Source organism: Pseudomonas sp. lyk4-TYG-107 (assembly GCF_030209055.1).
GTDB classification, from domain to species: domain Bacteria; phylum Pseudomonadota; class Gammaproteobacteria; order Pseudomonadales; family Pseudomonadaceae; genus Aquipseudomonas; species Aquipseudomonas putida_A.
In genome coordinates this window covers 78176-93013 of sequence record NZ_JARVST010000003.1, presented here as the reverse complement: position 1 = coordinate 93013, position 14838 = coordinate 78176, and the positions used below count along the sequence as shown (strand labels likewise).

At 61.9% G+C, this 14838-nt stretch carries 14 protein-coding genes; 8 read left to right on the top strand and 6 right to left on the bottom strand.

The genetic code is table 11. The features are described from left to right. Nucleotides 1–18 precede the first annotated feature (18 nt). A complete protein-coding gene (locus QRN61_RS03860) occupies nucleotides 19–2466 on the bottom strand; it encodes a penicillin acylase family protein (protein ID WP_096797512.1) in 2448 nt (815 codons plus the stop codon). Nucleotides 2467–2656: 190 nt separating this feature from the next. Here QRN61_RS03860 and QRN61_RS03855 point away from each other — a divergent pair, with 190 nt between their 5' ends. Beyond that, the gene (locus QRN61_RS03855; protein WP_285373266.1) at nucleotides 2657–3214 is read left to right on the top strand and encodes a cysteine hydrolase family protein; all 558 of its coding nucleotides are present in this window, start codon (nucleotides 2657–2659) and stop codon (nucleotides 3212–3214) included. A gap of 193 nt (nucleotides 3215–3407) precedes the next feature. Here the strand turns inward: QRN61_RS03855 and QRN61_RS03850 are convergent, their stop codons facing one another. The 4 genes from QRN61_RS03850 to QRN61_RS03835 are packed head-to-tail and all read right to left on the bottom strand — an operon-like array spanning nucleotide 3408 to nucleotide 5124. After that, nucleotides 3408–3611, bottom strand: coding sequence for an SEC-C metal-binding domain-containing protein (locus tag QRN61_RS03850; RefSeq protein WP_003198420.1), 204 nt, complete (start codon nucleotides 3609–3611; stop codon nucleotides 3408–3410). Then, the gene (locus tag QRN61_RS03845; protein WP_027614355.1) at nucleotides 3608–4102 is read right to left on the bottom strand and encodes an LEA/WHy family protein; all 495 of its coding nucleotides are present in this window, start codon (nucleotides 4100–4102) and stop codon (nucleotides 3608–3610) included. Before QRN61_RS03845 ends, QRN61_RS03850 begins: the two co-directional genes overlap by 4 nt. 43 nt (nucleotides 4103–4145) lie before the next feature. Next, nucleotides 4146–4622: a YchJ family protein gene (locus tag QRN61_RS03840; RefSeq protein ID WP_103369633.1), complete on the bottom strand. Its 477-nt coding sequence runs from the start codon at nucleotides 4620–4622 to the stop codon at nucleotides 4146–4148. 4 nt (nucleotides 4623–4626) lie between these two features. Beyond that, entirely contained in the window at nucleotides 4627–5124 is a 498-nt protein-coding gene (locus QRN61_RS03835; protein WP_183781495.1) for a DUF6231 family protein, read from the bottom strand. Between the two features lie 197 nt (nucleotides 5125–5321). On the opposite strand from QRN61_RS03835, the gene QRN61_RS03830 reads away from it, so the two are divergent. From QRN61_RS03830 to QRN61_RS03815, 4 genes are all read left to right on the top strand, one after another. Beyond that, a complete protein-coding gene (locus QRN61_RS03830) occupies nucleotides 5322–6017 on the top strand; it encodes a PA1041 family peptidoglycan-binding anchor lipoprotein (protein ID WP_098967546.1) in 696 nt (231 codons plus the stop codon). 90 nt (nucleotides 6018–6107) lie between these two features. Then, nucleotides 6108–6830, top strand: a complete 723-nt coding sequence (locus QRN61_RS03825; RefSeq protein ID WP_183781498.1) for a PA1041 family peptidoglycan-binding anchor lipoprotein — start codon at nucleotides 6108–6110, stop codon at nucleotides 6828–6830. Between the two features lie 162 nt (nucleotides 6831–6992). Then, the gene (locus QRN61_RS03820) at nucleotides 6993–7268 is read left to right on the top strand and encodes a DUF1145 domain-containing protein (protein ID WP_285373265.1); all 276 of its coding nucleotides are present in this window, start codon (nucleotides 6993–6995) and stop codon (nucleotides 7266–7268) included. Further along, on the top strand, nucleotides 7261–8019 hold the full coding sequence (locus tag QRN61_RS03815; protein WP_285373264.1) for a collagen-like protein: 759 nt from the start codon (nucleotides 7261–7263) through the stop codon (nucleotides 8017–8019). Before QRN61_RS03820 ends, QRN61_RS03815 begins: the two co-directional genes overlap by 8 nt. 81 nt (nucleotides 8020–8100) lie before the next feature. On the opposite strand, the gene QRN61_RS03810 is transcribed toward QRN61_RS03815, so the two are convergent. Next, entirely contained in the window at nucleotides 8101–8565 is a 465-nt protein-coding gene (locus QRN61_RS03810; RefSeq protein ID WP_285373263.1) for a CopD family protein, read from the bottom strand. Nucleotides 8566–8664: 99 nt separating this feature from the next. Between QRN61_RS03810 and dinG the strand changes: the two genes are divergently transcribed. From dinG to QRN61_RS03795, 3 genes are all read left to right on the top strand, one after another. Then, entirely contained in the window at nucleotides 8665–10809 is a 2145-nt protein-coding gene (gene dinG / locus QRN61_RS03805; RefSeq protein ID WP_003222341.1) for an ATP-dependent DNA helicase DinG, read from the top strand. 94 nt (nucleotides 10810–10903) lie between these two features. Continuing rightward, nucleotides 10904–13396 (top strand): beta-galactosidase, encoded by a 2493-nt coding sequence (locus QRN61_RS03800; protein ID WP_285373261.1) that lies wholly within the window; start codon nucleotides 10904–10906, stop codon nucleotides 13394–13396. Between the two features lie 213 nt (nucleotides 13397–13609). Further along, nucleotides 13610–14755 (top strand): serine hydrolase domain-containing protein, encoded by a 1146-nt coding sequence (locus tag QRN61_RS03795; RefSeq protein ID WP_134785587.1) that lies wholly within the window; start codon nucleotides 13610–13612, stop codon nucleotides 14753–14755. Nucleotides 14756–14838: the final 83 nt, after the last annotated feature.

The window sequence follows — 14838 nt, the reverse complement described above, 5'->3', positions numbered from 1 at the left end:
CCCACAAGGGAACTGCGTTTATTTGCCGGGGGTCAGGGTCAAACGCGTCTTGCCATACACCCGGTCAAAGTTCTGCGGCTGCATCGGCAAGCCGATGTACTGACCCTTGAGCCACGCATCGATGCCATTGAGGTAATTCGGGCTGGCCGGGTTACCGGACTGGCCGGTGCCGTTCTGCCCCATCAGCGGTTCGCTCTGGCTGAAGTCGACGATGAAACGCATCGACGGCGCACGCGTGGTGCTGAAGTCCTGACCCCAGGCAAACGCCGCGGTATTGAGCGTGGTGTGATCGCCGCCGGCTGCCAGCGGGCCGCGAACGGTCTGGCCATTGGCGTTTTTCCACGTGTAGCTGTGCAGTTTGCCCCACTGCCAGGCCTTGCGGTCGCCGCCCAACTGACTGTCGCCAGCGTTGATCGCGGCGGCCAGACTGCGCGCCAGAATCACGGCTTTGTCTTCTTTCTGCGGGGTACGCAAGTCATCCCAGAACGGGCTGTCTTCGCGCCCGAGCAGGTGATCGGCCTGCGCCGCGTAGGACAAGTCGCCATTGGCAACAAAGGCTTTCCACGCCGGGCTCGACTCCGGGCCGAGCTCATCGAGGAAGATCTGCTTCATGCTTTCTTGCAGGAACAGTTCATAGATCGCCGCATCCGCCGAGGTCGGGCTGAGCTTGCCGTCAAACGCCATCAAGCGGGTAAACGCTTCGCGCGCCTTGCTGCGATCGGCTTCCGGCAGGGCGTCGATCGCCTGTTTCAGCGGCTGCTTCATGCCCGGCGCTTCAAACATTTTCTTCAGTTTGGCGGCGAAGGTGGTGGTCTGGTCGTACTGCATGGCGATTACGCTGCGACCGTCCTGTTTGCCGCTGCCGGCCAGTTCCGTCAGACGTTCGCCGCGCTCTGGCGCTGCCCATGAGTTGGACAGCTGCATGCCGTAGCCGTGAGGAATGACCCGCTGGTTGGCGGTGCCGAGCCAGCCTTGGGTCGGGTCCTGATCGTACGGGTGGAGCATCGGGTCGGCGTAACCGTCCCAGTCGTAGCGACCTTCCCAGCCCGGCGATGGCAGCAGGCCTTCGCCTTCGCGCCGGTTGGGGAAACGCCCGGTGACCTGCCAGCCGATGTTGCTGGCGTCGGCGAATACCATGTTCAGGGCGATGGCGCGGATCTCGCGGCTGGCGTCTGACGCGCGTTCAACGTTCTGCGCACGGGTCAGGTCAAAAAATGCGTCCAGCGATTTGTCGTCGGTGAAGCTCGGGGTTTGCAGGGCCAGGCCAAAACCGTTGCCCTGTACGGCCTGAGCACTGTTGAGCAGTGCGCCGTGTCGGGTTTCGTACACCGCTTCGCGAATCGGCCGCTGGCCTTTGACGAAATAGGTTTCGTTGCGCACGCCCAGCGGCTGCCATTTGCCATTGACCTCATAGGTCAGGCTGTTGCCTTGACGGCGGATTTTTTCCAGGAACAGGTCCTGGTTGTCGCCGAGCACGCTGGTGGCGCTCCACGCGACTTTGCCGTTGAAGCCTCCGAGGATCATCGGCAAACCGGCAACGGTGACACCGGCGGCCTGATATTTCGGCGCGCGGATCTGCACGAAGGTCCACAGCGACGGTGCCGCCAGTGGGCCGTGGCTGTCACTGGCGAGAATGCTCTTGCCGCTGCGGCTGCGTTGCGGGGCGATGGCCCAGTTGTTCGAGGTGCTGGCGCCCAGCAGATTCACCGCCGCCAATTGTTGGCTGGCGTTGCTCAGCTCGGTCAGGCCCGGAATCTGCCCGCTGAGCTTGAGGCCTTGCAGCTTGTCAGCCTCGGCCAGTGGCAGGTTTTCATCCGGTGCGGACGGGGTCAGCCAGGCGAGTTTGTCGCTGCTCACGGTTTGCGCCAGCACCAGCGAGGCAATCTCTTCCGGCAGGTTGGCCGACTGGCTGAAGTTCAGCAACGCGAACATCAGTGCCGAATCTTCCGGTTTCCAGTATTCCGGCTTGTAGCCACTGGCGGCGAGATCGCCCGGCAGTTTGTCGGCGTAGCGGAACAGGTAGGCGTTGACGCCCCGCGCATAGACTTCGAAGAAACGCTTGAGGCGTGGCGACGAGGCCTTGTACAGCTCGTCGGCGCTTTTCTTCAGGTTGACCGCGCGCATGTAGCGGTCGGCGTCGAGCATCGAGGCGCCGGACATTTCCGCCAGACGGCCCTGGGCCAGCAGGCGCAGGGTGACCATCTGGTTGATGCGGTCGCTGGCGTGCACGTAACCGAGGGTGAACAGTGCGTCGTGGAAGCTGTTGCTTTCGATCAACGGCATGCCCATGGCATTGCGTCGCACCGAAACGTTCTGCGCCAGGCCCTTGAGCGGTTGCACGCCGGAGGTAGGCGGGAGGGTGTCCTGCGCGTTCCAGGTCTGGCAACCGGACAGGCTCAAGACACCGGTCACTGCTGCGGCAACGCCGAACCGGGGAAGAAAATGTGTAAGGGCTGGCGAGGCCATGGCAAAGCTCCTGCGGGGGTGTAGAGGCTGGGGGCGCAATAAAGCCGCTACGTTAGTGAGCAGGAGATGGCCGCGCAAGCGGGGCGAGTGGTTATTTCTTGCCATTGATCGATGATTGTCTGATGGCTTGCTTATTTGCAGGGGTGGGTGATGAAGTGCGGGAATCAAATGACTCTCGTGAGAAGACGCCATGGAGCTCAAGGCCAACGCTGCACTGATCATCATCGACCAGCAACAAGGCATTCTGCAGCCGCGCCTGGGGCGGCGGAATAACCCACAGGCTGAAGAGCGCATGCTCGATTTACTGAGGGCGTGGCGCAGTAGCGGGCGGCCGGTGATTCATGTGCAGCATCTGTCGCGTGAACCGGATTCGGTGTTCTGGCCCGGGCAGTCAGGGGTGGAATTTCAGCAGCGATTCATGCCGCAGGACGGTGAATGGCTGATCCAGAAACAGGTACCGGATGCGTTTTGTGCCACGGGGCTGGAAGCGCAGCTGCATGAGGCGGGGATCGGGCAATTGATCATTGTTGGTGTAGCGACCAACAATTCGGTGGAATCCACAGCGCGCACGGCGGGCAATCTGGGGTTTGAGGCGTGGGTGGCGGAGGATGCGTGTTTCACCTTCGACAAGGCCGATTATTTCGGCACACCGCGTTCAGCCGAAGAAGTGCACGGGATGTCGCTGGGGAATTTGCAGGGGGAGTATGCGACGGTGGTCAGTGCTGCGCAGATTCTGGCAGTCGCCTGAAAAACCTGTGGGAGCTGGCTTGCCAGCGATAGCGGAGTGTCAGGCTGCATCAATGCTGGATGTGCCGGCCTCATCGCTGGCAAGCCAGCTCCCACAGTCGACTGCGTTCAGTCAGCGGGAACGCGGTCAACTGTGGGAGCGGGCTTGCTCGCGAAGGCAATGTGTCAGGCGAAGAATATCTTCACCTGAAACATCAAGCGCCGTGGCACTTCTTGAATTTCTTGCCGTTGCCGCATGGGCAAGGGTCGTTGCGGCCGACGTCTTTCAGGGCGTTGCGCACCGGTTCCTGGTGGGCGTGGCCGCAGTTCGGGCCGTGGACATGGCCATGGTCGTGATCGTGATGATGGTCATGATCGTGGTTGCAGTCAGGGCCATGGACATGAGGTTGCTGAGTCATCGGTTGTGCTCCGGAATTAAATCGGCGGGGATTATCACGCCATTGCGCTCCAGGTGCACGTAGTGGGCGATGAATAAACCGGTTTCCATCTCGCCCTGCAATCGATAGGGCACCTGCTGGTGCTGACTTTTCAGCATTTTCACCACGTCCTTGACCCGCGGCCACAGGTTGGTGCGAATCGGTATCCGATAGAACGCGCTGCTTTTCGGCCCTACCGTGATCCAGTGTTCATGCTCGCCTTCGGCCAGCAACAGGTCTGCCAGATGAATGCGATATTCCATGCCGCGCACGGTCAGGTCGCTGTCGTTGGGGTTGTCGATGCGAAAGTGCAGGATGAATTTCTGTTCGAGCAGCTTGGCCCGCACCACCTCGACTTTTACCAGGTGCACGGCGGGGTCGACGCTGTCGTCGCTGAACCATGAGGCGCAACCGCCGAGGTTCAGGATCAGCATCAATAACAAGCCATGCAGTGTGCGACAGTGACCGAGCATCGAAAAAACTCCCTTTGTGCCCCAGTCTAGTCGGCACTTCCCTTTATGCGCCGAAATACCCCGCACAGCACTTCTTGAACTTCTGCCCGCTGGCACACGGGCACGCGTCATTGCGCCCCAGCTTCAACTGCACGGTCGGGTCGATGAAGTACCAGCGCCCGGCGTTTTGCACGAACGAGGAGCGCTCGCGGTGGCTGTGTTCGCCCTGGCTGTCGTGCCAGCGCGCGGTAAAGGTGACGAAGGCATGCTCGGGCTGGCCGCCGAACACTTCCGAGCTTTCGACGTCAAGGCCGAGCCAGGTGCTCTGCGCGCTCCAGGCGCTGATCGACTGGCGATCCAGACCGGCCTGCTGGGCGGGCAGGGTGGTGGCCACCAGATAATCGATCAGTCCAAGCACGTAGGCGCTATAGCGCGAACGCATCAGCGCTTCGGCGCAAGGCGCCGGGTGGCCTTCGTGATAGTGGCCGCAGCAGGCCTCCAGCAGGTTGCCGCTGCCGCACGGGCAAATGGCTGTACTCATTGCATTACCACCAGTATTTGCCGAAGTTTTCCGGATTGGCCCAGAATCGCGAGTTGAGCCAGTCGGGGACTTGTTTGTAGTCAAGCAGATCATAGGTGAACAGGGTCAGTACCTGATCGTCACGCTGGAAGCGTTCACTGGCCTGCAGCGCCAGCGAGTAGAAATCGGTTTCCTGCCAGCCGCTGGCCGGCAGATCCGCCAGCACTGCAATGCGACTGGCGTTGAGGTTGCGAATCCCGCCCAGCAGATTCAAGCCGTCACGCTTGGGCAGGTGCTCCAGGCAATCGACCACCAGCGCCAGGTCGAAGCGCCGCGCCGCCAGTTCGGCGGGCAATGCACCGGGTGCGGCGTGGGCCACGCAGGTGTCCGGATGTGCCTGCTTGAAAGCGGCGAGCGCCGGAAATTCGCTGGCGCCGATCAACAGCAGACGCGCCGGGGCATAGCGATCCAGTAAAGCAGCCAGCGCCTGTTGCGGCGTGCGCGGAGAAATGGCGACGTTCATCGAAGCTCCTCAATCAGATCGCCAAGACTAGCGCGCCAGACGGATCCGGCCTAGACCCCGATTTGTCGCGCGTGGCAAAAGTGCCAAATCCCTGTGAACACGCTCCCAAATGCCAGTGGCCTATTGCTGGCGGAGATTAAAACTCCGGTCTTTACTCCGTGAATCGGTTCTAAGCCGATCCCTCAGGAGAAAACCAGATGAGCATAGTTCGGACAGCATTACCTTTGATTCTGCTAACCAGTGTGTTGACTGGTTGCGCAGGTTTGCAGAAAACCGACTGGCCGACCTGTGCGGCGGTCGGTGGTGTAGTCGGTGCCGGTCTCGGCGCGACGGAAAGTTCGGCGTGGGCCGGTTATGGCGCGCTGGTGGTCGGTGGTACGGCAGCCGCCTATTGCTGGGTGCACGGTGATGGCGACGAAGACGGCGATGGTGTGCCGGACAGTCGCGACAAGTGCCCGCACACGCCTAAAGGCGTGCAGGTCGATGCTGACGGCTGCCCACCACCTGCCCCTGCGCCAGTGGTAGAAGAGGCGGTTGTGGTCAAGGAAGAAACTATCGTCATTCGCGATGTGCACTTCCAGTTCGACAAAGCCACCCTGACCGGCTCCGACAAACAGGTGCTGGATAAAGTCGCCACGCGCCTGAAACAAGAGTCGTCCACGGCGCAACTGACCGTGACCGGCCACACCGACAGCGTCGGCAGCGATGCCTACAACAAGAAACTGTCGGATCGTCGTGCGCACTCGGTGGTGGAATACCTGATCCAGCAGGGTGTGCCGCGTGCCAGCTTCGTTTCGGTCTCGGGCATGGGTGAAAGCCAGCCAGTGGCGGATAACAAAACCGCTGACGGTCGCGCACAGAACCGTCGTACCGAAATCAAAATCGTCCGCTAGCCCCTCTCGCATCTGCGGCTTGTGCAGTCGCGGATGCGGGTCTTTACTCCTGTGTAACCGGTATGGGCCGGTGACACAGGAGCTTTCACAATGACTGTTTTCTCAAGGTCCGTCTTGCCGGTGCTGCTGCTGGGCAGCCTGCTCACCGGTTGCGCCACTCATAGCGATGGCGATGCCCCCCTCAATCAACGTACGTGGCCGATCTGCAGCCTGATCGGCGGGCTGGTCGGTGGCGGTCTTGGCGCCATTGAAAGTGGCGGCTGGGCCGGTGGCGGTGCGGCGCTGGGGATTCTGACTGGCGGGCTGATCTGTTATGCCCAGGATGGCGATGAAGACGGCGATGGCGTGTTCGACCGCCGCGACCGTTGCCCTGACACCCCGGCCAATACCCCGGTCGATCATCGCGGCTGTCCGCTGCCGCAATATCCGGTCACTGCAAAAGCTCCCGAACCTGCGCCGCAATCGGAAGTCATCACCCTCAGCGATGCCGGTAATGTGTTGTTCGATTTCGACAAGTCGGATCTGACCCCGGCCGCCAAGGCCCAGCTCGATACGCTGATGGACAAATTGCGCAATGCCGACGTGGTCAGCATCAAGGTTATTGGCCATACCGACAGCAAAGGTTCGGACGCCTACAACCAGGCACTGTCGGAACGACGCGCCAGCAGCGTGGCGGCGTACCTGCTGAGTCAGGGCCTGGCGCCGGACAAACTGACCAGTGAAGGGCGCGGCGAGAGCGAGCCGGTGGCTGACAACGCAATGGACGAGGGACGGGCAAAAAACCGTCGGGTGGAGTTGCATATCAATCGCTAGGACTTGTCTGTAGTCCGCAGGCTAGAGCTGCCGGTCGACGATCGTCGTCGAACCGGCGGCGATCCGACGACTGACAAATGTTTTTTCTTTTGCCCCTCTGGCTTATCCCCCGCGTAAGCCGTTACTGTGCGCCCAAAGAATAATTCCGACACGGGGGAGCGTATGAAGGTTTTCTGGGGGCTGGGGCGTTTGCTGACCCTGCTGTTCTGGTGCGTGGTGGTGGTCAATTTGCTGCTGCCGTTTGTGCATCCGCTGCATGCGCTGGTCAATCTGGCCGGTGCCTCGCTGCTGGCGCTGCATGTGCTGGAGTTGCTTTTCTCGCGCCTCAAGGGGCGTACCAACACGTGGCGCGATCGTCTGCGCATCCTGCTGTTCGGCGTTTTTCACCTGCAAACCATCCCGGCCCCGGCCGCTCCGGAGGCTTCTTCCCATGCGTAAACTTTGCCTGCTCGCTGCATTCATCAGTCCTCTGGCCAGCGCCCAGGTGGTCAGCGTCGAAACCAACTCCCTGATGCGTTTGCCCAACACCGCCAGCACCTTGCAGCTGGAACGCCTGGAAGTGGCGGACTACGGCACCTTGCTGATTCCTGCCAATGTGACCGAGCTGACCGTCGGTGAATTGCGTCTGGGCCATGAAGCGCGCATCGCGATCGTCCCGAGTGAACAGGCGCTGGACATGAAAGTCATTCGTGCCGAACTGTCCGAAGGCAGCCTGATCACCGCACGCGGCGCGCCGGGCACCTATGAAAAAGCTGCCCGTGCCGGGCGTAATCTGAATTTGCAGTTCAAGGCACTGAACGCGCCAAAACTGTTTGTCGATGCCCGTGGCGGCACCGGCGCACCGGGTTTCGTCGGCCTGGATGGCGGCAACGGCGAAGATCCGGGCTGCACCTGGGGCGCGGCCGGTCATGGTTTTGACGGCAGCAATGGTAGTGACGGCCAGCCGGGTGCACCGGGTGCGTTGGTGCGTCTGGAAGTGCCGCGTGAGTTCCCGGCCGAGCTGATCAAGGTCAACGTTGCGGGCGGCGCCGGTGGTCCAGCGGGTGTTGGCGGCAAGGCGGGCAAGGGCGGCCAGTCCAAGGGCTGCCTGGTGTATCGCGCCGATGGCGGCAAGAACGGCAAGGCCGGGGCGGATGGTCAGCCTGGGCCGGTGGGTGCGGCGGGGGCTGTGACTGTGCAGCGCCTCTGAATAACAGCACTGTTCACAATTGAGGTGAGGGGAAAAATCCCCTCACCTCAAATAGTGCTTGTAGTGCTTGCCGTCAGCGGGTCAGAACATCGGCCGCGCCGCCGCAATCGCCACCAGCACCAACCCCACAATCAAATTGATCCCCACTACCCGGCGAATCCGCCCCAGCACCGCCGCACCCATTGGCCATTCCTTGGCTTCAACGGCTTTGCGCAACTCTGGCAGCATCAAACCCTGAATCCGGATAAACAGCGCCGTCATTACCACATACAGCCCGATCATCACCTGTACGTACTTCGGCGCGGTCTCGAATCCGACCTGCTGCAAGTGCAACATGCCGACGCCGCTGATCGGCAGCAGAATCACCGCGACCCAGACCCAGCGGAAAAAACCTTGAAACACTTCCACCCACAAGGTCAGGCGGCCAGGGCCGTCGAGAGCCTTTACCGCCGCCGGGCGCAGGACCATCCAGGCGAAAAACATGCCGCCGACCCAGACCAGGGCGGACAGGACATGCAGCGGATAAACGAGGCTAAAAGGTGTCATTGGGGCACTCCGTTCTGCGCAGGATTAATTAGCGGGGTATGATAGCCGCCATCCGAAACCACTGAAAATTTATCCAGCGTTTTTAGCGCCCGACAATCAATGATCAGCACTGAACTCAAAACCACGATCCAGGGCGCCTATTCGCGTTTTCTTGAAGCCAAGAGCCTCAAACCGCGTTACGGCCAGCGCCTGATGATCGCTGAAATCGCCAAAGTCCTCGGGGATATCGACACCGACGACGAAGGCCGGCGCAGTGGCGACCCCGCGATTGTCGCGGTGGAAGCCGGCACCGGTACCGGCAAGACCGTGGCCTACAGCCTGGCGGCGATCCCGACGGCGAAGCTGGCCGGCAAGCGCTTGGTGATCGCCACCGCGACCGTGGCCCTGCAAGAGCAGATCGTCTACAAGGACTTGCCCGACCTGATGCGCAACAGCGGGCTGAACTTCAGCTTCGCGCTGGCCAAGGGCCGTGGTCGTTACATGTGCCTGTCCAAGCTCGACATGCTGCTGCAGGAAGGCCACGCGCAAACCGCCACCGCCCAGCTGTTCGAAGAGGAAGGTTTCAAGATCGAGGTCGACGAGGCCAGTCAGAAGCTGTTCACCAGCATGATCGAGAAACTCGCCGGCAATAAATGGGACGGCGACCGCGACAGCTGGCCCAACGCGCTGGAAGACGCCGACTGGGCGCGCCTGACCACCGATCACAGCCAGTGCACCAACCGTCACTGCCCGAACTTCGGCCAGTGCGCTTTCTACAAGGCGCGCGAAGGCATGGGCAAGGTCGACGTGATCGTCACCAACCACGACATGGTGCTGGCTGACCTCGCTTTGGGCGGCGGCGCGGTACTACCGGATCCGCGTGACACCATTTACGTGTTCGACGAAGGCCATCACCTCCCGGACAAGGCCATCGGCCACTTCGCCCACTACACGCGTCTGCGTTCCACTGCCGACTGGCTGGAAACCACCGCGAAGAACCTCACCAAACTGTTGGCCCAGCATCCGCTGCCGGGCGATCTCGGCAAGCTGATCGAGCAAGTGCCCGAGCTGGCGCGCGAGATCAAGACCCAGCAGCAGTTCATGTTCACCGCGTGCGAGCAGATTGCCGATTTCAAGCCCGGCGAAGACGTCGAAGGTCGCGAGCGGCCACGCCATCGTTTCGTCGGCGGGGTGATTCCCGAGCACATGCGCGAAATGGGCATTGAGCTGAAAAAGGGTTATTCGCGGCTCAACGATCTGTTCACCCGCCTGACCGACCTGCTCAAGGAAGGCATGGACGGCGAGGTCAACATCGGCATCGCCAGCAATCAGGCCGAGGAGTGGTATCCGCTGTTCGGCAGCCTGTTGTCGCGGGCGTCGGGCAACTGGGAATTGTGGACTGCATTTACCGCCGAAGACCCGGAAGACAGCCCGCCGATGGCGCGCTGGCTGACGCTGGCCGAAAGCGGTTCGCTGTTCGACATCGAGGTCAACGCCAGCCCGATTCTCGCCGCAGAAACCCTGCGCCGCAGCCTGTGGAACGTGGCTTACGGCTGCCTGGTGACCTCGGCAACCTTGACGGCACTGGGCACCTTCGACCGTTTCCGCATGCGCGCCGGTCTGCCGAAAAAAGCCGTCACCGCCGTTGTGCCGAGCCCGTTCCATCACGCCGATGCCGGTGTGCTGCGGGTGCCGGATCTGAAGGCCGACCCACGCGACGCCGCGGCTCACACCGCGGCGATCATCCGCGAGTTGCCGGATCTGGTCGAAGGCTCGCGCGGCACGCTGGTGCTGTTCTCCTCGCGCAAACAGATGCAGGACGTGTTCGATGGCCTCGACCGCGACTGGCGCAAGCAAGTGTTCATTCAAGGCAACCTGTCGAAACAGGAAACCCTGAACAAGCACAAGGCGCGGGTCGATGGCGGCGATTCCAGCGTGCTGTTCGGCCTCGCCAGTTTCGCCGAAGGCGTGGATTTGCCGGGTGCCTATTGCGAGCACGTGGTGATCGCCAAGATCCCGTTCTCGGTGCCGGACGATCCGGTCGAGGCGGCGCTGTCGGAGTGGATCGAGGCCCGTGGCGGCAATCCGTTCATGGAAATCTCGGTGCCCGACGCCTCGTTGAAGCTGGTCCAGGCCTGCGGGCGTCTGCTGCGTACCGAAGAAGACCGCGGCACCATCACCTTGCTTGATCGGCGCCTGGTCACCCAGCGCTACGGCAAGGCGATCCTCAATGCGTTGCCTCCTTTCCGTCGTGAAATATCCTGAGACAACGGTGGGCAGTTTTGCCCGCCGCGCTGTCTATCTCTCTGCCATGCTTTTCCATTGGCCTTAGTTGGTCGTTAGGGAGAACTCCGTTCTTATGATTCGCCGTTCGTTGCCTGCCGTATTCGCCTTGATTTTCGCTGCCCCGTTACTGGCGGCGCCTGCGGGTCAGCAGACCCTGTTCAACTTCGTCCGTCCTGCCGACGTGGTGAAAGTCGTCACCGAAAACACTGACCTGCCACAAGCCAACGCCGAGCAAACCCCGGAAGGTGAAGTGCTGCGCCGGGTGACCTTCAACCCGGTAGCCCGTCCGACCCTGCGCCTGACCCCGCAAACCGGCGCCTGGGACTGGTCGCAGTCGGGCATGATGAGCCTGCGTCTGCAGAGTGCAATGAACTGGGCCGTGACGGTCTATGTGCAAATCCAGAGCAATAACGGCCAGACCCTGACCAGCCGCGTCGACCTGCCGGCCGGCCCGGCGCAAACCCTTTTGGTGCCGCTGGTGGCGACCTCGCCGCTGAGCCAGGGCATGAAGGCCGGGCCGCCGATGCCGATGACTGTCGATAGCCAGCGGATTCTGCTGGCCAGCAGCAGCGGTGAACTGGACCGCAGTCAGGTGGTGTCGGTGAGTCTGTGGATGGATCAGCCGAAAGCCGCGCAGAGCCTGCTGCTCGAGCGATTCGGCGTGCAGGACGGCGATGCTGTGACCCAGGCCGTCTACGGCAATCTGGTGGACGCCTACGGTCAATCGACCCGCAGCAAATGGCCGGAAAAAATCAGCAACGACGAACAACTGAAATCCGCCGCCGCCAAGGAACAGCAACAGCTGAAAACCTGGCTGGCCGAGCGCGAAAAGTCCTCGCTGGACAAGTTCGGTGGCTGGAATAAAGGCCCGGCGTTCAAGGCCAGCGGTTTTTTCCGCACCGAAAAGCGTGACGGTCGCTGGTATCTGGTAACGCCGGAAGGGCATCCGTTCTATTCGCTGGGGGTCAACACCGTCAGCCCGCAGGTCAACCAGACTTACGTGGTCGGGCGTGAGTGGATGTTCGAATCCCTGCCCAAGGCCGACGAGCCGCTCGCCAGCCATTTCGGCGAGGGCGACAACCGTGGCGGCAACGGTGCCGATCAGGGCCGTGGTTATGGCAACGGGCGCTGGTACGATTTCTACGGCGCCAACCTGCAGCGGGTTTACGGCGAGCCCTGCAAACCGGACAGCGATACCAAGGCCGGAATTGCTGAAGCGGCCAAGGCTGGTGCGGTTGAAGAAACCGCAGTAAAAGCTGCCGAGCCTGTGCCAAAGTCAAACGAGGCGAAGGCCGGTGTCGCCGCAGCGGCGAAAACAGACGCCGTAGCGACGACTGCTGAAAAGGCTGCCGATCAACCCGTCGCTGCGCCGTGCAAGGCCACGGTCGATCAGCAGAAGTGGGCCACGCACACCCTCGATCGTCTGCAGGCCTGGGGTTTCAACACCGTCGGCAACTGGAGTGCCGACTCGCTTGCCGACGCCGAGCGGGTGCCGTACACCTTGCCGCTGTCGATCGTTGGCGACTACACCAGCATCAGCACCGGCAGCGACTGGTGGGGCGGCATGCCTGACCCGTTCGACCCGCGTTTCGCCATGGCCACCGAGCGTGCCGTGGCCATTGCTGCCCGCGATCATCGTGATGATCCGTGGCTGATCGGTTACTACGCCGACAACGAGCTGGCCTGGGCCGGCCCCGGCGACGATCCGCAGTCGCGCTACGCCCTGGCCTACGGCACATTGAAAATGACCACCGACGTGCCGGCCAAGCGCGCATTCCTCAAGCAACTGCGCGACAAGTACCGCAATCAGGCGGGGCTGTCGAAAGCGTGGGGCATTGATCTGCCGGCGTGGGAATTGATGGAAGACCCGGGTTTCGTGCCACCAATGCCGAATCCGGAGCACCCGGAAATCGAAAACGACTTCAAATACTTCCAGAAGGTGTTCGCCGACACCTACTTCAAGACCATCTCCGATTCGCTGAAGTGGCACGCGCCGAATCAGTTGCTGCTCGGTGGCCGTTTCGCCACCAGCACTCCGGAAGCGGTGGCGTCCTGCGCGCAGTATTGCGACGTGTTGAGTTTCAACATGTACACGCTGAAACCGCAGGACGGCTATGACTTCGCCGCTCTGCGCGCCCTCGACAAACCGGTACTGATCACCGAATTCAACTTCGGCTCCAGTGATCGTGGCCCGTTCTGGGGTGGCGTGACGCAACTGGCGCGGGAAGAAGATCGCGGCCCGGCGTATGCCAACTTCCTCAAACAGGCATTGAGTGAACCGTCGATTGTCGGGGTGCACTGGTTCCAGTATCTGGATCAACCGGTGACCGGGCGTCTGCTCGATGGCGAGAACGGGCACTTCGGCCTGGTGGGGATTACCGATCTGCCGTATCAGGGCTTTGTCGAGGCGGTGCGCAAGAGCAATTTGCAGGCGATCGATCAGTTGGGCAAGGAGGCTGAGAAAGCGGCCGCCGCCGGTCATGAAGCCGAAGGCGGGCGCAAGGCTGAAGCTGGCAAAGGCCCGGGGGCCGGGCATGCCGGTGGGCATTCGGGCAATGGTCATTAAGGTTCAGACCGCGTTATCGTTTTTCGCGAGCAAGCTCGCTCCCACATCGGATTTGTGAACACCATCGATCCAGTGTGGGAGCGAGCCTGCTCGCGAAGGCGTCAGCCGCCTCACTACAGCATTCAACCGTCCGGCCCGCAGCTGTTCCCAAATCCGTCAAGGGCTGGAACAATGCGGGCCACTTTGTAGAGCGTTTTCGCGGGGGAGTTGCGGGTGCAGATTCAGGGACATTACGAGCTTCAATTCGAAGCGGTGCGCGAGGCTTTCGCGGCACTGTTCGACGATCCCCAGGAACGCGGCGCAGCCCTGTGCATCAAGGTCGGCGGAGAAACCGTCCTCGACCTCTGGTCCGGTACGGCCGACAAGGATGGTACCGAAGCCTGGCACAGCGACACCATCGCCAACCTGTTTTCCTGCACCAAGACCTTCACCGCGGTCACGGCGCTGCAACTGGTGGCCGAAGGCAAACTGCAACTGGATGCACCGGTTGCCCGCTACTGGCCGGAATTCGCTGCCGCCGGTAAAGAATCCGTCACCCTGCGCCAACTGCTCTGCCATCAGGCCGGTCTGCCGGCCCTGCGCGAGTTGCTGGCGCCTGCCGCCCTCTACGAATGGCAGACCATGGTCGACGCCCTTGCGGCCGAAGCGCCGTGGTGGACGCCGGGCACCGGCCACGGCTATGCCGCCATCACCTATGGCTGGCTGGTCGGGGAGTTGCTGCGTCGCGCTGACGGTCGTGGGCCGGGCGAGTCGATCGTTGCTCGTGTCGCCAAGCCGCTGGGGCTGGATTTCCACGTCGGTCTGGCTGACGAAGAGTTCTACCGCGTGGCGCACATCGCTCGGGGCAAGGGCAACGTCGGCGATGCCGCGGCCCAGCGCCTGTTGCAAGTGACCATGCGCGAACCGACCGCCATGACCACTCGCGCCTTCACCAATCCGCCGTCGGTGCTCACCAGCACCAACAAACCGGAATGGCGCCGCATGCAGCAGCCGGCCGCCAATGGTCATGGCAACGCGCGCAGCCTGGCCGGTTTCTACGCCGGTTTGCTCGACGGCAGCCTGCTTGAAAGCGAAATGCTCGAAGAGCTGACCCGCGAACACAGCTACGGCGAGGACAAGACCCTGCTGACCCGCACCCGCTTCGGTCTGGGCTGCATGCTCGATCAACCGGACATGGCGAACGCCACCTACGGCCTCGGCCCGCGGGCGTTTGGTCATCCGGGGGCGGGCGGTTCAGTGGGTTTTGCTGATCCTGAGCACGATGTCGCGTTCGGTTTTGTGACAAATACCCTTGGGCCGTACGTCTTGATGGATCCGCGCGCGCAGCAACTGGCGCGGGTACTTGCCACTTGTCTGTAAAGCTTTACATGAGGTTCCAGGGTTGGAACCAGATCCGGTTTTTCGATTCAAAGCGTCAGTTTATCCGGGCAAAAGAGCTCTGA